Raw genomic sequence first — 25986 nt, 5'->3', positions numbered from 1 at the left:
TTACTAAAAACATTCTAAATTAACGTACTTCTTTGTCTCTTCTTCTAAGACCTAATAATCCTGCTAGTCCTAATAAACCGAGCCAAGCCCAATTATTATTTCTATCACGATTATCATTTAAATCATTTGTTGTATTTACATTTCGAGTTCTTACATCATTATTAACTCTGTCTAAGTTATTGTCATTCACTCGAGTTGAAATGTCAGTGTTATTAACTCTATTCATATTAGTTCCATCGTATTCAGCATGGGCAGATGTACCTAAAAACATAATAGATAGTGCTAAAACACTTAAAATAGATGATAATTTTTTCTTCATAACGCTCCCTCCTTTCTTACATATTAATTTCTCCAGAGCATGTGTGTATTATTCGTTTCACAGTTTCTAAACCGTCATTATAAAGGACACATTTATAGAAAATAGAGTTGAATGATTGCTAATATATTATTGGCTATATATTTATCATAAAATTAAATGCATCAAACTTTGCTTAAAATGTTAATATTAGTACAATTTATATTATACGGACTAGCATTAAGGAGGTAATGAAATGCGACAATTTGCAAAACCTACAATCGTTGTAAGTAAATGTTTAGAGTTTGATGCTTGTCGTTATAATGGAGAGATGATTCCGGATGTAACAATACGAAATTTGCAGCCATTTGTTACATTTATACCTGTTTGTCCAGAAGTCGAGATTGGATTAGGGACTCCTCGTGAAACGATACGAATTGTAGAAGAAAATGGTGAGAATAGACTTGTGCAACCGTCGACACGAGAAGATGTAACTGAAAAAATGGAGCAGTTTTCAAATGACTTTTTACAAACGTTATCGGATGTGGATGGTTTTATTTTAAAAAATCGTTCGCCAAGTTGTGGTACGCGTGATGTGAAAATTTATTCTAGTTTTGAAAAAGCGCCAGCAAAAGGAAAGGGACCAGGCTTATTTGGCGGAGCAGTAATAAAAAAATTTTCGCATCTTCCTATTGAAGAGGAAGGCAGATTGTCGAATTTTATTATTAGAGAGCATTTCTTTACAAGGCTATTTACAATCGCATATTACAAGATGATTAAACATAATAAAAATATGAAAGATCTTGTATCGTTTCAGTCGGATAATAAATATTTATTTATGGCATATAATCAGGTGAAACAAAAGGAATTAGGGCGTATTATTGCAAATCAAAAAAATGAAACGATCGAAGTTGTATTTGAAAACTATGAGAAGACTTTATATGAATTATTTATGCGCACACCCCGCTATACATCAAATGTAAATGTATGTGAGCATATTTTTGGATACTTTAAAACAAAGCTGAAAAAACAAGAAAAAGATCATTTTTTAAATTTAATACAAAAGTATATAGAAAAGAAAATTCCGCTTAGTAGCTTACTTGCAATTTTAAAATCATGGGCTCTTCGATTTGATGAAAAGTATTTATTAAGACAAACATATTTCGAACCATATCCTGAAGCTTTAGTAGAGATTTCAGATTCAGGTAAAGGTAGAGATTATTAAACATAAAATTACATAATTCGACAAGGAAACTCCTATGTTGTTGTAGAACAATGTAGGAATTTTTTTGTGCATTAGTACAGAATCTGTTTTAAAATTAAATTATGACAGAATTATAACAATTATCTAACTAATGTTCTTGTCTTTTCATTCGTAATGTTTGTAGTAGAAACTCGCACGCTGTCGAAACTCAATATTCGATAAGGGGTGTGTAGCGGAATGGAATTTACTCTAACTCGCGAAAAACAAATGATTAAAGAAATGGTACGTGACTTTGCTGAAAAGGAAATCGCACCGAAAGCTGTGTATTATGACAAAACTGCAGAGTTTCCATATGAAACATTTCAAAAAATGGGCGAACTAGGATTATTAGGCATCCCATTCCCAGAAGAGTATGGAGGTTCAGGTGGCGATACAGTATCGTACGCGTTAGCAGTTGAAGAAATTGGTCGTGCTTGTGGTGGAACAGGATTAAGTTACGCTGCAACAATTTCATTAGGTGCTTCTCCAATTTATTATTTCGGTACAGAAGAACAAAAACAGAAATATTTAGTTCCAATGGCATCAGGCAAAACGTTAGGTGCTTTCGGACTAACTGAGCCAAATGCTGGATCTGATGCAGGTGGCACACAAACGAAAGCTATATTAGACGGAGACGAGTATGTTATTAGTGGTGAGAAGTGTTGGATTACAAATGCAGAGTATGCAAATACAATTATTGTAACCGCTGTCAACGGTGTTGAAGAGAATGGTAGAAAACGTATTTCTGCATTTATCGTACCGACTACTAGTGAAGGGTTAACGATTTCAAGCCCTTACGATAAGATGGGCGTACGTGCTTCTAATACTTGTGAAATCGTACTTGATGGTGTACGTGTACCGAAAGAAAATATTCTTGGTGATGTAAATAAAGGATTTAAACAATTCTTATATACACTTGATGGAGGACGTATTTCAATCGCAGCATTAGCTGTTGGTATTGCGCAATCTGCATTTGAACGTGCATTGCAATATGCGAAAGAACGTCAACAATTTGGAAAGTCAATTTCTAATTTCCAAGCGATTCAATTTAAATTAGCTGATATGGCGACTGAAGTAGAGCTAGCGCGTAATTTAGTACATAAAGCAGCTTGGTTAAAAGATAACGATAAACCGTTCGGTAAAGAAGCGGCTATGGCAAAACTTTTCGCATCTGAAGCAGCAAGCCGTATTGCAAATCAAGCAGTACAAATTCACGGCGGATATGGCTATATGCGTGAATATGAAGTAGAACGACATATTCGTGATGCAAAACTATTAGAAATTGGTGAAGGAACTTCTGAAATTCAACGTCTCGTAATTGCTAGACATTTAGGATGTAGATAAAAAGGAGGAATCACTATGTTTCAAAAAATATTAATTGCTAATCGCGGGGAAATTGCAGTTCGTATTATGAAAACTTGTCAAAAACTTGGCATTCGCACTGTTGCTATTTATTCTGAGGCAGATGAAAATGCCTTGCATGTAAAAATGGCAAATGAAGCTTACTTAGTAGGTGGGCCACGTGTCCAAGAAAGCTATTTAAACCTTGAGAAAATAATTGAAATAGCGAAGAAGACAAATGCTGAAGCAATCCATCCGGGGTATGGATTATTATCTGAGAATCCATCTTTTCCGGTTCGTTGTAAAGAAGAAGGAATCGTATTTATCGGTCCATCAGAAGAAATCATTACGAAGATGGGAAGTAAAATCGAATCACGTATTGCGATGCAAGCTGCAGATGTGCCAGTAGTTCCGGGTATTACTACAAATATTGAAACTGCTGAAGAAGCAATTGAAATTGCTAAACAAATTGGTTACCCATTAATGTTGAAGGCATCCGCAGGCGGCGGAGGCATTGGAATGCAGTTGATGGAAACTGAGCAAACGCTCACCAAAGCATTTGAAAGCAACAAAACGAGAGCACAAAACTTCTTCGGTAACGGAGAAATGTATTTAGAGCGCTATATTGCAGACGCGCATCATATTGAAATTCAGCTTTTAGCAGATACACATGGTAACACAGTGTATTTATGGGAGCGTGAATGTTCAGTACAGCGCAGAAATCAAAAAGTAATTGAAGAAGCACCTTCACCATTTTTAGATGAAGGTACACGAAAAGCGATGGGTGAAGTTGCTGTACAAGCTGCCAAAGCTCTAGGATACACAAATGCTGGTACAGTTGAATTTCTAGTAGATGATCAGAAGAACTTCTATTTCTTAGAGATGAATACGAGATTACAAGTAGAGCATCCAGTGACAGAAGAAATTACTGGTTTAGATCTTGTAGAACAACAACTTCTAATTGCATGTGGTGAAAAATTATTGTTTACACAAGATGATATAAAACGTAGTGGTCATGCCATCGAGGCACGTATTTATGCAGAAGATCCGAAAACTTTCTTCCCATCACCTGGGAAAATTACAGATTTAACGCTTCCGACAAATGTACGTATTGATCACTTTTTGGAGAATCAAGTAACGATTACACCTTTCTATGATCCAATGATTGCGAAAGTCATTGCTCATGGTGAAACGCGTGAAGAAGCAATTTCTAAATTACATGATGCATTAGAAGAACTAAAAGTAGAAGGTATTAAAACGAACACGCCAATGCTACTTCAAGTATTAGAGGACGAAGTGTTTAAAGAGGGCATTTATACAACAAGTTTTGTAACGAAACAACTTGTTAAAAAATAAGATTTAAAAATACTAAGGGGGAAAAAATGATGACGAAAGTATATGCATCGATGGCAGGAAATGTATGGAAGATTGTTGTAGGAGTAGGAGATACAGTAGAGGAAGAGCAAGATGTCGTCATTTTGGAATCTATGAAAATGGAAATTCCAATCGTTTCAGAAGAAGCTGGCACAGTTATGAAAATTAATGTGCAAGAAGGCGATTTTGTAAATGAAGGAGATGTATTACTAGAAATTGAATAGGGAGATATAGGGGGAAGCGAATTGAAACTACCTAATTTTGCTGTCATTAAAGAAGTCGGGCCACGTGATGGCTTACAAAATGAAAAAAAGATTGTTGGCACAAAAGATAAAGTAAAATGGATCCAACTACTTACAGAGGCGGGATTATCGTACGTTGAAGTTTCCTCATTCGTTCACCCTAAATGGGTCCCTGCATTAGCAGATGCAAATGATGTGTTTTCAGAGCTGAAAAGGGACCCAAATGTTACATATGCAGCGCTTGTTCCAAATCAAAATGGTTTGGAACGAGCTTTTTTGCAAAATGTAGATGAGGTGAATGTTTTTTTATCAGCAAGTGAATCTCATAATAAAAGTAATATTAATAAATCAATTAAAGAAGCATTAGTTGTAATTGAAGATATAACAAAACAGGCATTATTCGAAGGGAAAAAAGTAAGAGGCTATGTTTCTACTGTATTTGGATGTCCTTATGAAGGGGATATAAGCGTCATAGCAGTTGACGAATTATGTGATCAACTATTTTCATACGGCATTTATGAAGTGTCTCTTGGTGACACAATCGGAGTAGCAAATCCACTACAAGTAGAGCGAGTATTAGAGCATTTATTAAAGAAATATGATGCTTCGCAGTTTGCAATGCACTTCCATAATACGTACGGAATGGCTCTTGCGAATGTAGTAAAGTCTTTAGAATATGGTATTACAACATTCGATAGTTCTTGTGGTGGTCTTGGCGGCTGTCCATATGCACCAGGAGCATCAGGCAATGTTGCAACTGATGACTTAGTTCATATGCTCCATAAGTTAGGGGTCCAAACGAATATTGATGAAGAGAAGTTATTGAGAGCGAGTCAATTTATTCAGAGTAAATTAAATATCCAATTACCGAGTCATGTGTATAGAGCGCTTCAACATAAAACGATAAGTAGGTGAGAAGATGCTACAATTACAAAACATTTCAGTTGATTATGTAACACCGCACGTTGTAAAGATTTCCTTAGATCGTGAAAGACAAGCCAACTCATTATCTTTAGCTTTATTAGAAGAGTTACAAAACATTTTAACTCAAATAAATGAAGAGTCAAATACTCGTGTAGTTATTCTAACAGGTGCTGGTGAAAAAGCGTTTTGTGCTGGTGCTGATTTAAAAGAACGTGCTGGCATGAATGAAGAACAAGTTCGTCATGCTGTTAGTATGATTCGCACTACTATGGAAATGGTTGAACAATTACCACAGCCAGTTATTGCTGCTATAAATGGAATCGCACTTGGTGGTGGTACGGAATTAAGTTTAGCTTGTGATTTTAGAATTGCGGCTGAATCTGCAAGTCTTGGTCTTACTGAAACTACACTTGCAATTATACCAGGAGCAGGTGGTACGCAGCGTTTGCCAAGATTAATTGGCGTTGGTAGAGCGAAAGAATTAATTTATACAGGTAGACGTATTTCAGCACAAGAAGCGAAAGAATATGGTCTAGTAGAATTTGTTGTACCACCTCATTTACTTGAAGAGAAAGCGATTGAAATAGCAGAGAAAATTGCTAGTAATGGTCCGATTGCTGTTCGATTAGCGAAAGAAGCAATTTCCAACGGTATTCAAGTTGATTTACATACCGGATTACAAATGGAAAAACAAGCGTATGAAGGTGTAATCCATACGAAAGATAGATTAGAAGGATTACAGGCATTCAAGGAAAAACGCACACCAATGTATAAGGGGGAGTAAATATGTTAGACCAAAAACAACAATCGAATACATTTGAAGAACGAGTTGAAACGATTAAACAAGGCGGCGCACCAAAATATCATGAACAAAACAAAGCGAAAGGTAAACTATTCGTTCGAGATCGCTTAGCTCTTTTATTTGATAATGGTGAATATGTAGAAGATGCATTATTTGCAAATTGTGAACAAACAGGATTACCTGCTGATGGTGTTATAACTGCAACGGGTAAAATACATGGTCGTACTGCATGCGTAATGGCAAATGATTCTACGGTAAAGGCTGGTTCATGGGGCGCACGTACAGTTGAAAAGATTTTACGTATTCAAGAAACGGCAGAAAAATTACGTGTTCCGTTATTTTATTTAGTTGACTCTGCTGGGGCGCGTATTACGGATCAAGTTGAAATGTTCCCAGGGCGCCGCGGGGCAGGAAGAATCTTCTATAATCAAGTAAAATTATCAGGTAAAGTCCCGCAAGTATGCTTATTATTTGGACCTTCTGCAGCTGGTGGTGCTTATATTCCAGCCTTTTGTGACGTTGTAATGATGGTAGAGGGAAATGCATCTATGTATTTAGGATCTCCTCGTATGGCTGAGATGGTTATCGGTGAGAAGGTAACTTTAGAAGAGATGGGCGGAGCTCGTATGCATTGCTCTGTATCAGGATGCGGAGATGTTTTATGTAAGACAGAAGAAGATGCGATTACACAAGCAAGACAATACATTTCATATTTTCCAAACAACTACTTAGAAAAGACTCCATTGCTTACACCTCAAGAACCGAAACAATTCGATAAAACGTTAGAACAAATCATTCCAGAAAATCAAAATGCTCCTTTCAATATGAAAGATCTTATTAATAGAGTTATTGATGAAGGTTCTTTCTATGAAGTGAAAAAATTATTTGCTCAAGAACTCATTACAGGTTTAGCACGTATTGATGGTAAGCCAGTAGGTATTATTGCAAATCAACCGCGAATGAAAGGCGGCGTATTATTCCACGATTCAGCTGATAAAGCAGCGAAGTTTATTAATTTATGCGATGCATATCATATTCCGTTATTGTTCCTTGCAGATGTACCTGGATTTATGATTGGTACAAAAGTAGAACGTGCTGGTATTATTCGTCACGGTGCAAAAATGATTTCCGCAATGAGTGAAGCAACTGTACCGAAAATTTCTATCGTTGTTCGTAAAGCATATGGTGCTGGTTTATATGCGATGGCAGGTCCAGCCTTTGAGCCAGATTGCTGCCTAGCATTACCGACAGCTTCTATTGCGGTAATGGGTCCAGAAGCCGCGGTCAATGCTGTATATGCAAATAAGATTGCAGCTTTACCAGAAGAAGAGCGTGATAGCTTCATTGCTGAAAAACGCGAAGAGTATAAGAAGGATATTGATATTTACCATTTAGCATCAGAGATGGTCATTGATGGTATTGTTCATCCAAACAATTTAAGAGAAGAGTTAAAAGGACGATTCGAAATGTATATGAGTAAATATCAAGTATTTACGGATCGTAAACATCCGGTTTATCCAGTTTAAAAGCCCTATTTAGGGCTTTCTTGCTCAAAAAGTCAAGGAGGGGAAAACATTGAAACAAGCAGTTTGGTTTCCAACAGAAGAGTATAAAGAAAAAACGCGTTTATATGGTTGGATGAAATCATTGGGCTATGAAGATTATGAAACGTTTTATAAAAAGTCAATCGAAGAAACAGCTTGGTTTTGGGGAGAAGCTGAGAAAGCAGTTGGCTATCAATGGATGAAACCTTATACAGAAGTGTTAGACCTGCAAAATGGTACGCCGTTTGCACAGTGGTATAATGGCGGAACATGTAACGTTGTAGAATCGGTTTTATCACGCTGGCTTGCAGGCGATGAAACAAGAACACAACCAGCACTTCAGTATGAAGGGGAAAATGGAACTTCAAAATCATTTACATATGAAGAGCTTGATAGCTGGGTAAGTCGCGTTGCAAACGGTTTGAAACATGCAGGTATTGAAAAAGGTGACCGTGTCACAATTTATATGCCGATGATTCCAGAAACAGTTGTTGCGATGCTAGCGGTTATGAAGATCGGAGCAATTATTTCACCAATATTCTCAGGATTTGCGTCTGATGCAGTCATGACACGTGTGCAAGCGGCAGGATCTAAAATGATTATTACTGCAGATGGTTTTTCACGCCGAGGTAAAGTTGTTTCATTAAAAGATGAAGTAGATAAAGCTTGTGAAAATTGCCCAACTGTTGAAAAAGTTGTTATTGTTCGCCATGCAGGAAATGATTTTACACCACATAATTATGATTTCTCATGGAGTACGTTAGAAAAAGAAAAGCCATTTGTACATGCTGAAGAAATGCATAGTGACGATCCGTTAATGCTCATTTATACATCAGGTACAACTGGAAAACCGAAAGGGACCGTACACACTCATGCTGGTTTCCCTTTGAAAGCAGCATTTGATGCAGGGTTTGGGATGAATATAAAACAAGGCGACCGTGTATTATGGGTAACTGATATGGGCTGGATGATGGGACCATTTTTACTATTTGGCTCTCTCATTAATGGAGCAACGATGGTTATGTATGAAGGTGTTCCGGACTTCCCAGAAGCAGATCGTTTATGGGAGACAGTTGATAAATATGAAATTACACATCTCGGTATATCACCAACATTAATTCGTGCGTTAATGGCAAAAGGTGATGAGTATGTAAATAAACATTCGCTTAAGAGTTTAGAAGTATTTGCCTCAACAGGCGAGCCTTGGAATCCAGATCCTTGGATGTGGCTATTTGAAACGGTTGGAAAAAGTAATGTGCCAATTTGTAACTATTCAGGCGGAACTGAAATTTCAGGTGGGATTTTCGGGAACGTCCTTATTAAACCAATTGCACCGATTAGCTTTAATGCTTCTTTACCAGGGATGGCGGCGGTTGTGCTCGATGATCAAGGTAATCCAATTCGTGATGAAGTTGGAGAATTATGTTTAGAGAAACCTTGGGTTGGTATGACGAAAAGTTTCTGGGAAGATGATGAGCGTTATGTGAACACATATTGGTCACGTTTTGAAAATAAGTGGGTTCATGGTGACTGGGTTGTTTATGATGGTGAACAATATATTATTACAGGACGCTCAGATGATACGCTAAACATTGCTGGAAAACGCATTGGACCTGCTGAATATGAATCTATTCTTGTGAAGCATAATGATGTCATAGAAGCTGCCGCGATTGGTGTACCAGATGATGTAAAAGGTGAAGTTTGTCATTGTTTTGTAGTATTAAGAGATAATGTAACATTTACAGGAGAATTAAAGAAAGAATTAATGAGTTTAGTAAACTCTCATATTGGAAAAGCATTATGTCCAAAAGATATTCACGTTGTAGAAGATTTACCGAAAACGCGTAATTCTAAAGTAATGCGACGTGTTATTAAAGCCGCTTATTTAGGGAAAGAATTAGGTGATTTATCATCACTTGTGAATCCTGAGGTAGTTCCGTTTATTCAGGGGTTGCAGTCTAGTAAATTATAAAACTCGGAATGAGCTCTATTTAATTAGAGCTCATTTTTGTATTTACTAATATAAGTGAAGAGTAGAAGATAAAAAGAAGAGTGGAAATATTAAGGTAGAAAAGTGAGGAAACGGAAGATGGAAGTTAAACAATGAGACAGTTTATATATCTAACTTTTTAAGTATTTTGTATGTCTAAAATGACTAATATAAAGGGAATTCCACTTCTCTTAAAAATTTATAAATCTAATTAAGGTTGAGTTATGTTCGTTGTAATGCAACTAGCTAAAAACTTATCATTAAATGTAATTGAGCCTTCAACGGTGAATGGCATTTTAATTGTTAGGTTCTTACTCATATAATCAAATCCAATTTCCTGTTCACATTCGCCGCAATTGATCGAAGAAGATATTAGTGTGCCAGATAAAATATTGTAAACAATGGTTAAGCAAACTGGCTGAGTTAATCCTGGTAAAACACAAGGCATTGTATTTTAACCTCCTTTTCTATTAATAGGAAATGAAATGTAGGGGGGGCGATTTTGGGGAAGAGTTAATAAATTAGGTTAAAGTGTAGAAATAAAAAATATTGTACAACATGTTTTAAATTGTAAATTTAATATGGAAAAAAAGTTTAGGTTTTGTTTATTAATTTAGGAGGGTGAGAGAGGAAGTAGAAGTTATACTTCTATTTCCTCTGAAAAATTACTTGGACTAAGGTTGAGTTAAATTCGTTGTAACGCAACTTGCCTGGAATTTGTCATTGAATATAAGAGTACCTTCACCAGTAAATGGCACTCTAATAACTAGATTCTTACTAGTATAATCGAATTCCGTTTCTAGAGTACAACTTCCACAATCAACAGTAGAAGATATTAGTATACCCGATGAAACATTATAAACAAGCGTTAAACAAAGAGGCTGTGTTAAACCTGTAACAATACAAGACATTCTATTTACACCTCCTATGCTACTTATTAATAATAGTAAATGTAAATAGGATAACTTTTGAAACGGTAAATGCGGAAAAATTACAACAAATAGATAGAATATTTTTTGGTAATAGAAAGAAAGTTTTGAAGTAGATTTAAATAGTAATTTGATAGATCTTTCTAAAAAAATAGCTTTAACTCATATTTTCTATAGATACATACTGGCGTCAAATTATTGGAGGCCAGTTTAAAATTTTTAAATACAATTACTAAAGAGATTTTTTTGGGAATTGTACATAAAGGAAGGGTTTAAATTAAAGGTAGAAACGGTAATGGATTAGTTTTTAATTAAAATAAAAAGATTTAGTACAAAAGTTTGTTTTTTCTTTTCTATGTTTTTGCCTCATACACTTTGAAGCTAGTGGACATACTATATTAATAGAAATGACTAGGGGGTGAGATTTTGGGATCTCGTTATAGTAATTCTAGAAAAAAGTGTTCATGTAAACAGTGTTCAGGCAAACAGGATGATTGTTGGGATGTTTTTGAAGAGTGTAAAAAAGAACATGAAGAGCAAAATAAGGCATGTGACTGTTGCTGTGTACAAGGAATTAGAGATGAGCTGAGAAAGTTAGTAAACAGATCAGTGCGTATTACAACAGGAAGTAATAATTATGCAGGAACTGTTTCTTCAGTTACTTGTGATGTTGTAAAGCTTGCTAATAGTGCTGGCGTAGTTACAGTAATTATTTCAGTTTGTAAAATTGAAGCGATTGAACCATTGTTAACATAAGAAACATGGCATAATTGGGCTATGTTTTTTGTAAAGCCATTCTTATGAATGGCTTTATTTTCATTTCGTATACAAGGAGAATATATTCTATATATAGAAATAAGTTTGAGGATATATAGAATGGTGTATGAAAGGAGAATGAAGTTGATTACATTAGAACCTTTTAAACGATTCAATTTCAAACAATTAATAAACTGGATTGATTCCGAGGAATTTTTAATACAGTGGTCAGGAAATGCATTTACATATCCCTTAAATGAAGAACAATTAGAAAAATATATAGAAAGTGAAAATACACTTGCATTCAAAGTAATAGATGAAGATAGCAAAGAAGTAATTGGTCATATTTCACTTGGACAAATTGATAATATAAATAGATCTGCAAGAATTGGAAAAGTACTAGTTGGTGATACAAAAATGAGAGGACGTTCTATAGGGAAACATATGATGAAGGCAGTACTACAAGTTGCATTTGAAGAATTAAAACTACATAGAGTAACTCTTGGTGTTTATGATTTTAATACATCGGCTATTTCATGTTACGAAAAAATAGGATTTGTAAAAGAAGGCTTATTAAGAGAGTCGAAAAAAGTAGGGGAGACATATTGGAATTTATGGGAAATGAGTATGTTAGAATATGAATGGGGCGATAAAAAACAATAGTTGTTTATAATTATGTTATGTCGATTAAAAGGGGTATGGTGGGAATTTATGAATAAAAAAACGAAAGTAATTTCAATTGCAGCTGTTTCAGGAGGAGGTAAAACTACTGTTACAGAAAGATTAACTCATAAGTTAATAAATTCAAAAGCGCTATATTTTGATAGTTATCACTTCGATAACTGTCCTGCAGATATTTGTAAATGGATTGATGATGGAGCAAATTATAATGAATGGGTACTCACACCATTAATTAAGGATATTCAGCATCTTATACGAGATAGTAATGTAGAATATATTATTGTAGATTATCCTTTTGCATACTTAAATAGTGAAATGCGACAATTCATTGATGTAACCATATTTATCGATACACCTTTAGATATTGCGATGGCTAGAAGAATTTTGCGAGATTTTAAAGAAGATGCAATGAGTGAAATACATAATGATTTAAAGCATTATATAACATATGCTAGAAAAGCCTATTTGGAGGCGCTTCATACTGTAAAGCCAAATTCAGATATTGTTTTGGATGGAGCTTTATCTGTAGATGAAATACTTAACCAAATTGAAGAAGAACTTTATCGGAGAAAAGTGATCGTTCATGGTTAAATGTATAGAGGAATATGTACAAGTTGATGATTTTAAAATGTATTCAAAAGTATTTCAAGGAAAGAAGTTGCAGCCTGTTTCAGCAAATTTAATTGGGAGAGGACTATAAATTTAGAAAACGGCTTGCATTGTAAATGCAAGCCGCTCTTTATATATAAGAAGATTTCCTAGTTGAAATCCTCGGATTTTTTCTGACGTATATGTAAGAACATTAAAATTGTTATAATGAAGAAAATTAACAATGTTTGTATGATCAAATTTTTAAACTGAAGCAAAACTGCCCAAGATGTAACAGCATCTTTAAAAGCTTGGAGTGCAGAGTATGAAGAAGGATCAAAGCCGTACTGAAGTAACTTTTTTGTTTCAATAAAAGTGCTGTTTTCATTTTCGGCGTCTAATATTACTGAAATAAGTCTAGTATCTCCTCGTTTTGCTGTACTGACAAAACTATAATTACCATTAGTTGAAAAACTAGTTTGTAAGCCATCAACACCTTGGTGTTTAATGTTTTTATTAAGGGAATATATCATTTTATTGGTGTTGAAAACTTTCGTATCTTTGAAGGTGAACTGGTAAGAGGTTAGTTTTGTAACGTTCAGTACATCTGGAAAGTCTGTTACTAATTGTGTTGCTAGTTTAGCAACTTCAATTGCTGTTGTAGTTGAAAGTTTATTTGTATCGTTATTCATTCCAGTAGCGTTTAGAAACGGAGATGATTGTGATAACTTTAGGTGTTTTGCTTTTTCATTCATTAACTGTGTGAATTTATCTTCGTTTCCAGCGATATGTTCTGCAAGAGCAAGTGCGGAACGATTATTTCCTGTCAATAACAGTGTATGAAGTAAATCACGAACCGTCGTTTTATCTTTCGAAGTTACTTGTATAGGACTCGTTTCTGCTCGGAAAACTTCGTTACTTATTTTTACTACTTCATCTAACTGTATAGTTCCTTCATTTAGTTGTTCCAGTGTGATATATTCAGTCATTAATTTAGATAAAGTAGCTGATTGTATAGGAGTTTCTTCATTTTTTTTATAAACAACTTCACCAGAATGAGCATTTATTAAAATAGCTGATTTAGCTTGAATAATTGGGCCATTTACATAAAGGTAAAAATATAAAACGATAAGTGCGGTAATAAAAAAAGATAATAATAAAATAGCGAATTTTTTTAAGAATTGCATAAGCGATCCTCCTATTATGACGTCGATAATAATATTGTAAAAAGGAATGCTTAATTAGGAAGAAAGAAAAGGTAAAGAATTTCTAAAGAATTATAAAGGATTATTAAACTTTGGATGTTACTGGAAAATAAAAGGTCCAATTTCTTATATCGTAAGAAATTGGACCAAAAATTAAGCTGTATTAACATTTATAAGGTTGTAGTTTTACAGTGAATGTTGTTTTTTTGTCATCACTATACACTTCAATTGTTCCTTTATGCAACTCTACAATACTTTTTGCAATTGCCAATCCGAGTCCAGATCCACCAGTGTTTGTAGAGCGCGATTTCTCAACGCGATAAAAACGTTCAAAAATATGAGGTAAATCGGTACTTGGAATAGGTTGGCCATAATTGGTTATATCGATTGCGATCATATTATTACTTTCATAAGCAGTAATATCAATATAATCACCATCGTTACCGTAAGCGATAGCATTAATAATTAGATTTTCAAATACGCGTACTAATTTGTCCCCATCAGCTAATACCATTAGCTTCTTTGATGGGAAAAAGGGGCGACAATCAATATTAGCCTCTTGAAGCTGTATTCGAAATTGAACTGTTAATTGTCCAAGAAGTTCTACAATATCAATAGGGACAGAATATAAACTTAATTCTTTATTTTGAACACGTGTATATTCAAACAGATCATTCATTAATGCATTAAGACGGGTTACTTTATCATAAATGACTTGTATATAATGACGTAATTCCACTTCATCTCTATAATTATCATGGTGGATTAAGTTCACGTATCCAACTATAGAGGTAAGAGGAGTACGTAAATCATGCGATACATTTGTAATCAGTTCGCTTTTTGCTTGTTCTGCCTGTCTTTCTTCATCAATCGAGACTTTCAATTGTTCAACAATTTGATTAACCCCGCTTGCTAACTCTTCTAGATAATTATGGTTTACGATAGAAACTTTATGATTGAAGTTTCCATTTGCAATATAGCGAATCTCTTCTATCATTTTTTTAATACAAGTTTCATAGTAAAGCTTTCTTTCATGACGATAAAAAATGTATAGGTAGGATGAGAAAATAGAAAATAAAAATAAATAAGAGACAATCATCATCCATAGAGATTCTTTTATTCCTTTATATTTTTCATAACCAAAAATTCTAATGAATTCTTTGCCAAGTTCGCTTAACGTAAGCGAACTCTCAATTACACTCGTAACGAGGCGATATATAATTAATTCAGTAATAGGAGTGAGTGTGATAGCTAATAAGAGCCAAAAAATAAGTTTCCATTTCGGGATATCTTTTAATATATCAAATGCTTCATTTCTCAATTTTATAGCCTACTCCCCAAACAGTATGAATAAATTTTTCTCCATTCATTCCTGTTTCAAGCTTATCTCGTAAATTACTAATGTGGACCATTACAGTTTTATTTGAACCATAACCATCTTCATTCCAAACACGTTCAAATATTTCTTCAGAACTAAATACTCTTCCTGTATTACTCGCAAGTAAATATAAAATATCAAATTCAATAGATGTAAGCTTAATATATTCGCCATTTACTTTAACGGTATGATTATGTTTGTGTATTTCAGCAGAACGAATGCGAATCATACCATCTTCATTCTTTTGGGAAGTGGCATTTTGGAAAGATGATCGTCGTAGCAAAGCTTTCACTCTAGCTACTAATTCTAATGGATTAAATGGTTTAATCATATAATCATCAGCGCCTGTCATAAGTCCTAATATTTTATCCATATCTTCTGCTTTTGCACTCAGCATAAGAATAGGTACAGTATTATTTTCACGAACTTCTTGGCAAACTTCCAATCCATTTCGTTTTGGCATCATAATATCCAAAATCATAAGGTCAACTTCATATGTAGAAATCATTTGTAATGCTTCATCGCCATCATATGCTTTATAAATGTTATAGCCTTCATTTCGCAAATAAACAGCAAGTAATTCAACAATTTCTTTATCGTCATCAATAATTAATATATTTTTATTCATTATGTAGTTCCTTTCCTTACAAATCATTAACATTACTATAATATCAAACATTTATGTACTTGTAGCGATGATTCTGTATAAAATTTCATGTAACGTATTAAAAAAGGGATTAAAACATTTATAACGAATACAAAACACAAGGATATTAAGATTATATATTATATTGAAAGTTAGTTTTAAGGAGGATTTACTATGTTATATAAGGAGATATATTCATTTTCTCCAACTGGAAAAATAGAAAATGATATTAAAGATTTTTTATTAAAATATAATCAGAAGCCTACATATAAACATTCAATTCGTGTAGCAAATGAGGCGAGGAAAATTGCAAAAATGTTTTATGAAGATGAAGAAAAAGCAGCGATTGCGGGATATTTACATGATATTAGTGCAATTTTTCCAAATGAAGTACGGATTGTAGTTGCTGAAGAATTTGGAATAGAGATATTAGAAGAAGAACGAAAATTCCCAATGATTATTCATCAAAAACTTTCGAGAGTAATCGCAAAAGAGATATTTAAAGTGCATGATGAAGAGACTTTAGATGCAATTTGTTGCCATACCACACTGCGTAAACATGCAACGAAGATGGATTTAGTGTTATTTGTTGCTGATAAAATAGAATGGGATCAAAATGGGACACCACCATACTTAGTAGAAGTAAAAAAGGAGTTAGAAAAATCTTTAGAACATGCGGCTTTTGCATATATTTCATATTTGTGGGATAGAAAAGACACGTTGAAAGTTTTGCACCCTTGGCTAGAAGATGCATATTGGCAGTTAAAAGAAATTGTAGAGTAGAAAGAATATAAAATACAGTTAAAAGAATATATGAATGAAATATTTACTGGGGTTACATTAGTACCATACATATAATAAACACTTATTTGAAGATATATTTTCAAAAGAAGATAAAGTGTTTTTAATAGCAAATGTTTATTGACTTAAAAAGGGAAATGTAAAAAATCCACAGAAAATAAATATATAGTCTATTTATTCAAAAAGAGATTTAAAATATCATACAAGACAAGAAACAATACTTTTTTATTTGAAGATGAAGAAACTGACTTGTATTGTACATATCGATTTTCATTAAAATATTTCGCTGGTGATATAAAGTATAAACGATTTATTAAAGCGGCGAATCATGAAGATTTACCAGGTCTTTATCCTCGTTTAGGACGCAAAAAAAGAAATTTCTTATCCAGATGTATTTCTCATAAATGCAACAAAAGATATTATCATGTTTATGCATGATGATAGAGGAAGTGAAGTAATTTCGAAGAATAAAGAAACAATACGAAATTTATATGAGAAATATAAAGAGTGGATTCCAGATTATAAAAGAGAAAGCATAGATAAATTATTTAAATGACAGTGAGGGAAGTGAAGTTTGTAATGAAACGTATTGCAATCGTAGCCGCTTGGGAACCTGAACTTACATATTTACATCAATATTATCCAAGTGAACGCATTGAAAAAAGAGCCGCTTGGGAATTTCATTTTCATACTATAAACGATCTGGAAATTATTTCAGTTATAACTGGTGTTGGGAAGGTAAGTTGTGCTAGTTGTGCACAATTATTAATTAGTGAGTTTCAGCCAGATGAGTTGTTTATGACAGGGATATGTGGGAGTTTATCAAATAAGGTGAAAAATGGTCATATTGTAGTGGCACTAAACGCCATACAACACGATGTCACTGCTGCTGGTTCGGGCGAAGATGTTTTTAACTTATATAATGGTAGAACAGCACCTATTGAAACAACAAAATCACTTGTAAGAAGAATAAAAAAAATACGATCGTATGATCCGATTCATTTCGGGACATTTTTATCTGGAGATCAACGTATCCGTAGTTCGGAAATGAGATATTTACTCCATACTGTATATGGGGCATTGGCAGTTGATCAAGAAGTGGCAGCTTTTGCTTATGTATGTCAAATCAATAAAAAACCTTTTTTATGTTTAAAAGCTGCTTCAGATCAAGCAAATGATAAAACGAAAGAGGAACAAAAAATCTTTAAAATGTTAGCATGTGAACGAGCTTGTGAGCATTTAATTGCTTTTTTACGTGTGTATGAGATCAATGTAGTAAATCATAGATAGTAAGAGGGGCTTAATATTGGAAAGCACAAATAAAATAGCTATTTTGGGTGCGAACGGAAAAGCTGGGAAATACCTTGTAAAAGAAGCTTTAAAAAAGGGATATGAAGTAAAAATATTAACGAGAAATTCTAATAATATGACGATAACTAATGAAAGTATAGAGCCTATTATTGGGGATGCACGTGATTTTTCCTCAATACGCGAATTACTTAAAGGGTGCCAAGTTGTAGTTAATGCAGTAGGTCAACCGAAAAATGAATCTTACATTTTTAGTACAGTAACGAAGCATATTTTAGAAGCGATGAAGGAGTCTAAAATAAAAAGATATATTCTAATTTCCGGAGGTTCTTTAAATGTTACGGGAGATCAGAAGGGAATTGTAAATAAAATAGGAGCTACTTTGTTTAAATTGTTTTTACCAAAAATGATGCAAGATAAATATAAAGAATTACAAATTATCCAAAATAGTGAGGTAGATTGGACAATTGTTAGATTACCATTTGTTATAGAGGGAAATGGTATTGGAAGTATAAAAGAGAGTTTAGTTGATATGCCAGGAATTAAAATACAAAATGGCGATATTGCACCGTTTGTTATAAAACAAATTAATAGTGATAGATATGTAGGGAAGTGTCCGTTCATTTCAAATTAAGGGATAGAATTAAAAGTTAAAGAATGATGGGGAAAATGGAATTCGTACATTTTATGTATTTGTATGTTAAGTTAACACGAGTAAGTGGGGGATAATTTTATATGATTCAATACAAAAGATGCAGTGAAATAAATATAGATTTAGTGTATGAAGCTTTTAGGGATGGGTTTTCAGATTATATTATTAAGATGGAAGTTTCAAAAGAAGATTTTATAAAAAGATTTTTTGGAGCTGAAGGGAATTCGTTAGAACACTCGTTTCTTGCTTTAGATGGTGACAAGCCAGTTGGTGTAATACTTGGTGGGATAAAGGATTATGAAAATATAAAAACAATGCGCTGCGGTACATTAGCGGTTCATCCGAATTATCGTGGTGTTGGTGTGAGTCAAATGTTATTTGAACTGCATAAAGAAGAGGCGCTTCAAAATGAGTGTAAGCAACTTTTTCTTGAAGTCATTGTAGGTAATGACCGGGCGATTCGTTTTTATAATAAATTAGGCTATGAAAAAGTGTACGATCTATCTTATTATAATTTAAAAGATATGACTAAAATAATACATAAAGAATGTAAAGGAATTGAAGTAAAACAATTAGAATTTGCAGCTTTTAAAGTTGAAATTCAAAAATGGTTACACTTCCATATAAATTGGCAAAATGATATGGACTATATCGAAAAAACAAATAATTCATTTTACGGCGCATATGTCAATAATGATTTAAAAGGTGCTATATGTATAAATGAACAAGGTAAAATTAGTTTTATTTTCGTAGAAAAAGATTATAGAAATCGTAGTATTGGATCAAAATTATTACAAGTAGCAAGAGATGAGTTGAATTTAGAAAGTCTATCAATTGGATTTCCAAATAACAATTTACTAGAAGGGTTTTTAAAGAAAACTGGATTTGAAAAGAATTCTTTAGCACAATATGAAATGTATTTATTGATATAATAAGTGGGAGAATTTATTCTTTCGCTTTTTATTTTTGTACTATATTGATATTTTACTTTGTATAATATTCTTTTTTTATGTAGAATAGATAGGATGGAGGGGATGAAATGAATAATGGAATAAAGTTTAAGATTTTTGAATTGCATTCTTTCGTTCAAAGAACTTATTCTGATATGAAAATAGCATGTGATATTGCTATTTATCAAGAAAACACTTCTAAATATTTAATTTCATTAGGTTTTTTAAATAAATCATACATGACTTATATAGAAACAAAAAGATTTTATCGTGAAAATAAAGAGCTTGTAAGTGTAGAATTTGATAATTTCTTTGATACATATGATATATTAGAACAGGAATTAAAAAAAGTTATTTCAACTGAAGATAAAAATCCTTCATTGTTACATAGCAGGTTTGATCAGTTTCAGCAGAAAGTTAAAAATATAAATGACCTAATAAAAGTAATGCAAAATGCTCGTTAATGAATACTTTTTTCTGTTTATATAGAAATTATGCATTAAAAATATATTAGGGATATTACATATTGAAGGGATGACTTTTGTTGATTACAGAAGTCATCTTTTTATGATAGGAATAAATTGTATGGATTTTAGCAGTTTCATATTTTAGAAAATTATATGAGGAAAATAACATGAAAAATAAAAAAGAAATAGCTATAGTTGCATTAACAACAGGATTAGCTTTAGCAAGTGTAACACCATATGGGGTAGGTCATGCAGAGGAAACGGTTCAAATGCAAGTTGATGTTCAAGAGGATTCGTTCCGTACCGGTGAACTTACACAACCATCACAAAAGACGCCAGAGAATGTAGTGAAAGATGCACTTAAGGAAAAGACGGATCATGCTTTGTCTCCAAAACAAGTTAGTGGAGAAAAAGGGGTAGATTACAAGGTTCTTCAAAAACGTGGTTCATATGATGGGACGACACTTTTGCGTATGCAACAAATATATGAAGGAAAAGAAGTATATGGACACCAATTGACTGCTCATGTAGATAAAAAAGGTGTTATTAAAAGTGTTTCAGGAGACAGCGCACAAAATTTAGCAAAAGAAGATTTAAAGAATCCTATTAATTTATCAAACGAAGAAGCAAAACAATATATTTATACGAAGTATGGAAAGGATATTAAATTTATTTCTGAGCCAGAAGTTAAGGAAGTTATTTTTGTTGATGAAAATCGTGGGCAGGCTGCAAATGCATATCAAGTTACATTTGCAGCTGCCGCACCAAACTATGTATCTGGAACTTATTTAGTGGATGCTCATAGTGGTGATATGTTGAAAAATATGGTGCAAGAGTCAGATTTAAAAGTAAATGAAGAGCGTATTGAAGCTATTCAGGAGAGTAAAAAAAGTAATTTTAAATCATTAACCGGGACTGGAAAAGATGATTTAGGAATAACTCGTACATTCGGTATTTCTGAACAAAGTAACGGGAAATATGCGCTTGCTGATTATACAAGAGGGCAAGGAATTGAGACGTATGATGTAAATTATAGAGATATTACTTTCGAAGAAAAATATTATCCTGGTATATTAACAACTAGCACATCAACAACATTTAATGACCCAAAAGCGGTAAGTGCTCATTTCTTAGCGACAAACGTATATGATTTTTATAAAGACAAATATAAGCGTAATAGTTTTGATAATAAAGGGAAAAAAGTAGTTTCAGTTGTACATGCATGGGATTCTGGAGAAACAAATGATCCTAAAAATTGGGGGAATGCATTTAGCGCTAATATTAACAATGTTAGTATGCTTATATATGGTGATCCAATGGTTAGAGCGTTTGACATAGCGGGCCATGAATTTACACATGCGGTTACATCTAGCGAATCTAATCTTGAATTCTTTGGGGAATCGGGAGCAATTAATGAAGCATTATCTGATATTATGGGAACGGCTATTGAAAAATATATAAATAATGGGGAATTTAATTGGACAATAGGAGAACAAAGTGGATCCGTTCTCCGTAATATGAAAAATCCATCTTCAGTCAAATTTTTTGATGGAGTACCATATCCAGATGATTATAGTAAATTTAGTGATTTAAACGGAGAAGATAATGAGGGCGTTCATTTCAACTCAAGTATTATTAATAAAGTCGCGTATTTAATTGCGCAAGGTGGCACTCAAAACGATGTAACTGTAAATGGTATTGGTGAAGATAAAATGTTTGATATTTTCTATTATGCAAATACTGATGAATTGAACATGACTTCTAATTTCTCTGAATTAAGATTAGCGTGTCTTAAAGTTGCAACAAATAAATATGGGGCAAATTCCATTGAGGTTGAAACGGTCCAAAAAGCTTTTGATGCAGCAAAAATTAAAGGAACAGTGAAAGAAAACGAAAAAACTGAGGCAAACCAAGTCCCAGAGCTAACAGTACCGCCAACAATTACACTACGTGTCGGTGATAAGTTTGACCCAATGAGCAATATAAAAGCTATTGATAAAGAAGATGGTGATTTAACAAATCGAGTAGAACATAAAGGTGATGTAGACACTTCTAAACCAGGCAAATACATTGTGGATTACTCTGTCGTTGATTCTCAAGGTGGGAAAGCAACGGTAACACAGACTGTAATTGTAGAGGGAGATGGAGAAACATCAGATCTAAAACCTACATTAACAGTTCCTATTGCAACGACAATTACTGTAGGAGAATCATTCGATCCGATGGCAAAAGTAAAAGCTATTGATAAAGAAGACGGCGATCTTACTTCTAAAGTAAAAGTTGAGGGGGAAGTAGATACCTCTAAAGTCGGTACTTACATAGTAACGTATACAGTTACAAATTCTAAAGGCCATGAAGAAATTGCGAAACAAACTGTAACAATCACAGGTAGAGAAGAAGTTAAGAATGACATACCAATACTAAAAGTACCTTCTACAACTACAATTACTAAGGGAGATGAATTCAATCCAATGGTAGGTGTATCAGCTACGGATAAAGAAGACGGTGATCTTACTTCTAAAGTAGTATATAAAGATATTGGAGATGCCACTAAAGCTGGTACTTTTGAAATAATATATAGTGTCACAGATTCTGTAGGTAATAATGTACATGCCATACAAAAAGTATTAGTGAAGGATACAGACGCTATCAAAGCTAAAGGTAGTACTAATAACAGTAATAACGGTAATATCCAAAACAACAGTAATTCCGATAAAAAAGAATCTACATATAAAGAGCTTCCAAACACGGGGGGCAGTACAACTAATAGTACAACAATGGGCTTATGGATGGTTTTTGCAGGTATAGTGTTCACTTTAGTTCGCAAATTTAGAAAAATATAAAAGTAGATAGTACAGCTTATTCGTTTGAAGAAGGTGTAAGAGCAGCTAGGATTTGTTATGAATTTTTAAAACCATCTGGTCATATTTGGTGCGGCGTTCCTGATGCATTTTTCCGAGATGAGGCATACCAAAATATAGTTCAAATAGGCGGACCTGGCCCAAAAGATCACCCAGCAGCAAGTCATAAAATTGTTCATAATTATAAAACTTTAACGAAAATGTTTGAAACTGCTGGATTTGAGGTAGTTTTGCTTGAATATTGTGATGAAAATGGTCAGTTTTATTACAATGAATGGAATGCAAACGACGGTGTTATTTTCCGTTCGAAAAGGTATGATTCTAGAAATAAAGGTGATAAACTTGGTTTTCCATCGTTAATTGTTGATGTGATTAAGCGGTAAATCATTCAACAAAAACAGGAGTAATTCTATAAATTTATGAGTCGCAAATGCGGCTCTTTTTATTTGAGCGTAAGTCTATATTTTGGGAAGAAACGTGCATAAATGATATTTATTTTTCAAGATTATTTAAATTGATTTAGAAAAGATTAAAGTTTTTCTCATCACGTTTAACTTTAAATTACTACTTCGTTTATATAAAGATTTATTTTATATTTATATTCGTGTAAAATAAAGTGAGAACATACATTCTATATAGGGGGGTAATCAATATGATAGCTGAAATTGAAAAAGTAACTGATGGGTATATTGTAAAATTCGAATGCCAATTTCCATATACAATAGAGGAAGTTTGGTCTGTTTTAACAGAAAACAGTAAGCTTAAAAAATGGATGTCTAATTTACAGATTGAAAGCCTTAAAACAGGTGGAATAATCAAGTTTGACATGATGGACGGTTCATTTATAAATATTGATATTTTAGAGTGTCAAGTAAACTCAGTACTTGAATTTACCTGGGATAAAGATCGTGTCCGATTTGAAATACATAAAGAAAAAAATGGTGCTCTTTTCCTTCTTAAAGAGTACATTCATGAATTAACGGATCATACTCCAAAAGATATAGCTGGTTGGCATATTTGCTTAAATCTTTTTTCCTCCGTACTAGAAGGGAAAGAAAAAGAATTTTCTAAAGATAAATGGCAACAATGGTTTGAAATATATAAAGATAAGGTTCTTGAAGTAAGAGGGTAATAACGTTAAAAGTTATATTAATTATGTAATTATTATATTATAAAAATGATTGTTAAGATTAAAAATGGTTGATGAGTGGTATTGTTGTTTGTTAATCTTTTTGTTTTATTGTCTGTTTTTTTGCATTTAACAGAAGTATATACTTCTGTTAAATTTATCCTAAAATAGAGCCAATCAAAGTAGCTTCTGTAACAGTAAGCGGAAGTTATGAACAAATGACAAACGTAAATGAAGCAGCGGCAAAATGGATTGAGACAGAAGATTACGAATTAGCAGGTCCAATGTTTAATATTTATCATGTGAGCCCAGCGATGGAATCGGATTCTAATAAATGGGTTACAGAAGTTTGTTATCCAGTTAAATGATTGTAAAGAAAAAAGGCATTATAATATGCCTTTTTTCTTTATAAACTTATCCGTAATTGCAATTAACCAATCATAGTTATCTTTCCTTCTATTATAGTTTTCGTATCGGACTATATAAAGCAATAAAGACTTCAATTAATTTAGTAAAAGCAGCTAAAGCAAATACAAACACTGGATTATAAGCTGAAATAATACCTCCTACTAATGCCCCGAGTGGCATAGCTAATCGTGTAAGTACACGTGAAAATCCTAAAACTCTCCCTTGCATATTTGATGGAACTGTTTCCTGGCGAACGGTGGCTACAATTGTATTCCATGCAATATTGCAAGTCATTGCAATACCGAAAGCAATTCCGGGAGCAAGCCAATATGTACTCCAAAGCGCAAAAGTTAAGCCAATTGCTCCAACAAATAGGAGTAAAGGAATTAGAAGACCGCGTCGTTGCAATCTCTTTTCTAAAGGAACTGCAATCAAGCTTCCTAAGAGCCCGCCTATTCCAATTAGTGAATAATTAAAGCCACTTTGTTCCGGCGTAAGTTGCAATGTGGATAGTAAATAATACATGAACACACCTAAAACCGCACTTGCTCCAAAGTTTCCAATCATAGCTTGAAAAGATAAAGCTAAATTTAAACGGTCATTTTTGAGCCATTTACATCCATTAACCAAATCAGCTAGTACATTTTGAAGTGTATTTTTATCTTGGCATTTCTTGTTTACGGTTTTCATAGACGGTAATAATATCACAGCAATTAATGTTGCAATAAATGAAAGAACATTAATCCAAAGCAACTGAAAGCTACCAATAAAAGAAACGAAAACTCCAGCTATCATTGGACCAAATAAACTGGCTAATTGATTGACCATTTGATAGAAAGAATTGGCTTTCGTTAAGGATGCTCCGGCAATTTGCGGGATGACTGTAACAGTTGTTACATCAAAAAGCATGGACATAACTGCTAACATAAAAGTAATTATGTATAAATGCCAGATTTGTAATAGATGTAATGAATGTAGTATTGGAACAAGACTTACTAAAATAATATTAGTAATATCCGCTACCAAAAGTAACTTTTTTCGATCATAACGATCAATTATTACACCAACTAAAGGGCCAAATAAAACGATTGGCAATACGTTAATAGCAAATAAAGAACTCATAATTACAGCTGAACCGGTTAATTGATAGGCAATCCAAGGTAACGCAAAAGTATATAGTGAATCCCCAATTCGTGAAATGAGTAAACCCAAAATAAAAATCTTGTATTCTTTAGTAAAAGTTGTCTTTACGGTAAGGCTACGTTCTTGTATAGGTTTCACACTGTTTATACCACCTTTATTATAGAGGAATTTGAAAATAACCCGTCCAATATTTGTTATGTATAGAATTCTATGATTCTTTTGTGAATCCTACTTTTTAGATGTATTTTTAAATTTTAAGGAGGAAATAAAATGAAGGTAGTTTTTTGATTGAAGGTTATTTAAGAACATAACAAAATTATAGTAAACTA

General features: G+C 33.3%; 24 protein-coding genes and 4 pseudogenes. 22 read left to right on the top strand and 6 right to left on the bottom strand.

The genetic code is table 11. The features are described 5' to 3' along the window. Positions 1-19 precede the first annotated feature (19 nt). On the bottom strand, positions 20-319 hold the full coding sequence (locus tag ACTFNE_RS07550; protein ID WP_000728146.1) for a WGxxGxxG family protein: 300 nt from the start codon (positions 317-319) through the stop codon (positions 20-22). 232 nt (positions 320-551) lie between these two features. Here ACTFNE_RS07550 and ACTFNE_RS07545 point away from each other — a divergent pair, with 232 nt between their 5' ends. From ACTFNE_RS07545 to ACTFNE_RS07510, 8 genes are all read left to right on the top strand, one after another. Continuing rightward, positions 552-1520 (top strand): YbgA family protein, encoded by a 969-nt coding sequence (locus tag ACTFNE_RS07545; RefSeq protein WP_046197389.1) that lies wholly within the window; start codon positions 552-554, stop codon positions 1518-1520. Between the two features lie 216 nt (positions 1521-1736). Further along, positions 1737-2882, top strand: coding sequence for an acyl-CoA dehydrogenase (locus ACTFNE_RS07540; RefSeq protein WP_000397274.1), 1146 nt, complete (start codon positions 1737-1739; stop codon positions 2880-2882). A 15-nt stretch (positions 2883-2897) separates the two neighbouring features. Continuing rightward, the gene (locus ACTFNE_RS07535) at positions 2898-4235 is read left to right on the top strand and encodes an acetyl-CoA carboxylase biotin carboxylase subunit (protein WP_046197388.1); all 1338 of its coding nucleotides are present in this window, start codon (positions 2898-2900) and stop codon (positions 4233-4235) included. Between the two features lie 26 nt (positions 4236-4261). Beyond that, a complete protein-coding gene (locus ACTFNE_RS07530) occupies positions 4262-4477 on the top strand; it encodes an acetyl-CoA carboxylase biotin carboxyl carrier protein subunit (protein WP_001985297.1) in 216 nt (71 codons plus the stop codon). A 21-nt stretch (positions 4478-4498) separates the two neighbouring features. Then, complete coding sequence (gene mvaB, locus ACTFNE_RS07525; RefSeq protein WP_000775434.1) at positions 4499-5410, top strand: hydroxymethylglutaryl-CoA lyase; 912 nt, start codon at positions 4499-4501, stop codon at positions 5408-5410. A gap of 4 nt (positions 5411-5414) precedes the next feature. Beyond that, positions 5415-6203, top strand: coding sequence for an enoyl-CoA hydratase (locus ACTFNE_RS07520; RefSeq protein ID WP_000939789.1), 789 nt, complete (start codon positions 5415-5417; stop codon positions 6201-6203). A gap of 2 nt (positions 6204-6205) precedes the next feature. Further along, a complete protein-coding gene (locus ACTFNE_RS07515) occupies positions 6206-7747 on the top strand; it encodes an acyl-CoA carboxylase subunit beta (protein ID WP_046197387.1) in 1542 nt (513 codons plus the stop codon). Between the two features lie 49 nt (positions 7748-7796). Beyond that, complete coding sequence (locus ACTFNE_RS07510) at positions 7797-9737, top strand: AMP-binding protein (RefSeq protein ID WP_046197386.1); 1941 nt, start codon at positions 7797-7799, stop codon at positions 9735-9737. 229 nt (positions 9738-9966) lie between these two features. On the opposite strand, the gene ACTFNE_RS07505 is transcribed toward ACTFNE_RS07510, so the two are convergent. Then, a complete protein-coding gene (locus tag ACTFNE_RS07505; RefSeq protein WP_001112247.1) occupies positions 9967-10203 on the bottom strand; it encodes a hypothetical protein in 237 nt (78 codons plus the stop codon). Between the two features lie 907 nt (positions 10204-11110). Between ACTFNE_RS07505 and exsK the strand changes: the two genes are divergently transcribed. From exsK to ACTFNE_RS07485, 4 genes and pseudogenes are all read left to right on the top strand, one after another. Continuing rightward, positions 11111-11440: an exosporium protein ExsK gene (gene exsK, locus ACTFNE_RS07500; RefSeq protein WP_000535710.1), complete on the top strand. Its 330-nt coding sequence runs from the start codon at positions 11111-11113 to the stop codon at positions 11438-11440. A gap of 120 nt (positions 11441-11560) precedes the next feature. Continuing rightward, entirely contained in the window at positions 11561-12103 is a 543-nt protein-coding gene (locus ACTFNE_RS07495) for a GNAT family N-acetyltransferase (protein WP_046197385.1), read from the top strand. A 48-nt stretch (positions 12104-12151) separates the two neighbouring features. After that, the gene (locus ACTFNE_RS07490; RefSeq protein ID WP_046197384.1) at positions 12152-12712 is read left to right on the top strand and encodes a hypothetical protein; all 561 of its coding nucleotides are present in this window, start codon (positions 12152-12154) and stop codon (positions 12710-12712) included. After that, positions 12705-12791, top strand: a pseudogene (locus ACTFNE_RS07485) (alpha/beta hydrolase); the annotation flags it as partial. The gene ACTFNE_RS07490 and the pseudogene ACTFNE_RS07485, both read left to right, overlap by 8 nt. Before the next feature lie 88 nt (positions 12792-12879). On the opposite strand, the gene ACTFNE_RS07480 reads toward ACTFNE_RS07485, so the two are convergent. The 3 genes from ACTFNE_RS07480 to ACTFNE_RS07470 all read right to left on the bottom strand — a co-directional run bounded on the left by ACTFNE_RS07480 (position 12880) and on the right by ACTFNE_RS07470 (position 15920). Next, the gene (locus tag ACTFNE_RS07480; RefSeq protein WP_270706083.1) at positions 12880-13896 is read right to left on the bottom strand and encodes a D-alanyl-D-alanine carboxypeptidase family protein; all 1017 of its coding nucleotides are present in this window, start codon (positions 13894-13896) and stop codon (positions 12880-12882) included. Between the two features lie 181 nt (positions 13897-14077). Next, a complete protein-coding gene (locus ACTFNE_RS07475) occupies positions 14078-15235 on the bottom strand; it encodes a sensor histidine kinase (RefSeq protein ID WP_001243301.1) in 1158 nt (385 codons plus the stop codon). Then, positions 15225-15920 (bottom strand): response regulator transcription factor, encoded by a 696-nt coding sequence (locus ACTFNE_RS07470; protein WP_001038815.1) that lies wholly within the window; start codon positions 15918-15920, stop codon positions 15225-15227. The genes ACTFNE_RS07475 and ACTFNE_RS07470 overlap by 11 nt, the downstream gene beginning before the upstream one ends. A gap of 192 nt (positions 15921-16112) precedes the next feature. On the opposite strand from ACTFNE_RS07470, the gene yqeK reads away from it, so the two are divergent. The 10 genes and pseudogenes from yqeK to ACTFNE_RS07420 all read left to right on the top strand — a co-directional run. Further along, positions 16113-16721: a bis(5'-nucleosyl)-tetraphosphatase (symmetrical) YqeK gene (yqeK, locus tag ACTFNE_RS07465; protein WP_270706084.1), complete on the top strand. Its 609-nt coding sequence runs from the start codon at positions 16113-16115 to the stop codon at positions 16719-16721. 12 nt (positions 16722-16733) lie between these two features. Further along, a pseudogene (locus ACTFNE_RS07460) lies at positions 16734-17295 on the top strand (DUF3885 domain-containing protein). After that, positions 17292-18029, top strand: coding sequence for a 5'-methylthioadenosine/S-adenosylhomocysteine nucleosidase (gene mtnN, locus ACTFNE_RS07455; protein WP_046197380.1), 738 nt, complete (start codon positions 17292-17294; stop codon positions 18027-18029). Before ACTFNE_RS07460 ends, mtnN begins: the two are co-directional and overlap by 4 nt. A gap of 16 nt (positions 18030-18045) precedes the next feature. Further along, the gene (locus ACTFNE_RS07450) at positions 18046-18681 is read left to right on the top strand and encodes an SDR family oxidoreductase (protein ID WP_046197379.1); all 636 of its coding nucleotides are present in this window, start codon (positions 18046-18048) and stop codon (positions 18679-18681) included. Positions 18682-18782: 101 nt separating this feature from the next. Beyond that, on the top strand, positions 18783-19631 hold the full coding sequence (locus tag ACTFNE_RS07445) for a GNAT family N-acetyltransferase (protein ID WP_046197378.1): 849 nt from the start codon (positions 18783-18785) through the stop codon (positions 19629-19631). Between the two features lie 107 nt (positions 19632-19738). After that, entirely contained in the window at positions 19739-20113 is a 375-nt protein-coding gene (locus ACTFNE_RS07440; RefSeq protein WP_270706085.1) for a hypothetical protein, read from the top strand. A 170-nt stretch (positions 20114-20283) separates the two neighbouring features. Then, positions 20284-22959, top strand: a complete 2676-nt coding sequence (locus ACTFNE_RS07435) for a M4 family metallopeptidase (protein WP_270706086.1) — start codon at positions 20284-20286, stop codon at positions 22957-22959. 20 nt (positions 22960-22979) lie between these two features. Further along, positions 22980-23360, top strand: a pseudogene (locus ACTFNE_RS07430) (class I SAM-dependent methyltransferase); the annotation flags it as partial. Between the two features lie 269 nt (positions 23361-23629). After that, a complete protein-coding gene (locus tag ACTFNE_RS07425; protein WP_046197375.1) occupies positions 23630-24109 on the top strand; it encodes an SRPBCC family protein in 480 nt (159 codons plus the stop codon). Between the two features lie 155 nt (positions 24110-24264). Further along, a pseudogene (locus ACTFNE_RS07420) lies at positions 24265-24474 on the top strand (MerR family transcriptional regulator); the annotation flags it as partial. A 91-nt stretch (positions 24475-24565) separates the two neighbouring features. Here ACTFNE_RS07420 and ACTFNE_RS07415 read toward each other — a convergent pair. Then, the gene (locus tag ACTFNE_RS07415; RefSeq protein WP_046197374.1) at positions 24566-25795 is read right to left on the bottom strand and encodes an MFS transporter; all 1230 of its coding nucleotides are present in this window, start codon (positions 25793-25795) and stop codon (positions 24566-24568) included. Positions 25796-25986: the final 191 nt, after the last annotated feature.

Source organism: Bacillus cereus group sp. MYBKT111-2, assembly GCF_051915205.1.
Classification (GTDB): Bacteria; Bacillota; Bacilli; order Bacillales; family Bacillaceae_G; genus Bacillus_A; species Bacillus_A paranthracis.
Note: the sequence above shows the minus strand (reverse complement) of the source record. Positions and strands in the feature narration are given on the sequence as shown.

Coding starts and splice junctions, on each gene's coding strand:
- ACTFNE_RS07550 (WP_000728146.1), bottom strand. CDS start 319: ATGAAGAAAAAATTATCATCTATTTTAAGTGTTTTAGCACTATCTATT.
- ACTFNE_RS07545 (WP_046197389.1), top strand. CDS start 552: ATGCGACAATTTGCAAAACCTACAATCGTTGTAAGTAAATGTTTAGAG.
- ACTFNE_RS07540 (WP_000397274.1), top strand. CDS start 1,737: ATGGAATTTACTCTAACTCGCGAAAAACAAATGATTAAAGAAATGGTA.
- ACTFNE_RS07535 (WP_046197388.1), top strand. CDS start 2,898: ATGTTTCAAAAAATATTAATTGCTAATCGCGGGGAAATTGCAGTTCGT.
- ACTFNE_RS07530 (WP_001985297.1), top strand. CDS start 4,262: ATGATGACGAAAGTATATGCATCGATGGCAGGAAATGTATGGAAGATT.
- ACTFNE_RS07520 (WP_000939789.1), top strand. CDS start 5,415: ATGCTACAATTACAAAACATTTCAGTTGATTATGTAACACCGCACGTT.
- ACTFNE_RS07515 (WP_046197387.1), top strand. CDS start 6,206: ATGTTAGACCAAAAACAACAATCGAATACATTTGAAGAACGAGTTGAA.
- ACTFNE_RS07505 (WP_001112247.1), bottom strand. CDS start 10,203: ATGCCTTGTGTTTTACCAGGATTAACTCAGCCAGTTTGCTTAACCATT.
- ACTFNE_RS07495 (WP_046197385.1), top strand. CDS start 11,561: ATGGTGTATGAAAGGAGAATGAAGTTGATTACATTAGAACCTTTTAAA.
- ACTFNE_RS07490 (WP_046197384.1), top strand. CDS start 12,152: ATGAATAAAAAAACGAAAGTAATTTCAATTGCAGCTGTTTCAGGAGGA.
- ACTFNE_RS07480 (WP_270706083.1), bottom strand. CDS start 13,896: ATGCAATTCTTAAAAAAATTCGCTATTTTATTATTATCTTTTTTTATT.
- ACTFNE_RS07470 (WP_001038815.1), bottom strand. CDS start 15,920: ATGAATAAAAATATATTAATTATTGATGACGATAAAGAAATTGTTGAA.
- yqeK (WP_270706084.1), top strand. CDS start 16,113: ATGTTATATAAGGAGATATATTCATTTTCTCCAACTGGAAAAATAGAA.
- mtnN (WP_046197380.1), top strand. CDS start 17,292: ATGACAGTGAGGGAAGTGAAGTTTGTAATGAAACGTATTGCAATCGTA.
- ACTFNE_RS07445 (WP_046197378.1), top strand. CDS start 18,783: ATGATTCAATACAAAAGATGCAGTGAAATAAATATAGATTTAGTGTAT.
- ACTFNE_RS07440 (WP_270706085.1), top strand. CDS start 19,739: ATGAATAATGGAATAAAGTTTAAGATTTTTGAATTGCATTCTTTCGTT.
- ACTFNE_RS07435 (WP_270706086.1), top strand. CDS start 20,284: ATGAAAAATAAAAAAGAAATAGCTATAGTTGCATTAACAACAGGATTA.
- ACTFNE_RS07425 (WP_046197375.1), top strand. CDS start 23,630: ATGATAGCTGAAATTGAAAAAGTAACTGATGGGTATATTGTAAAATTC.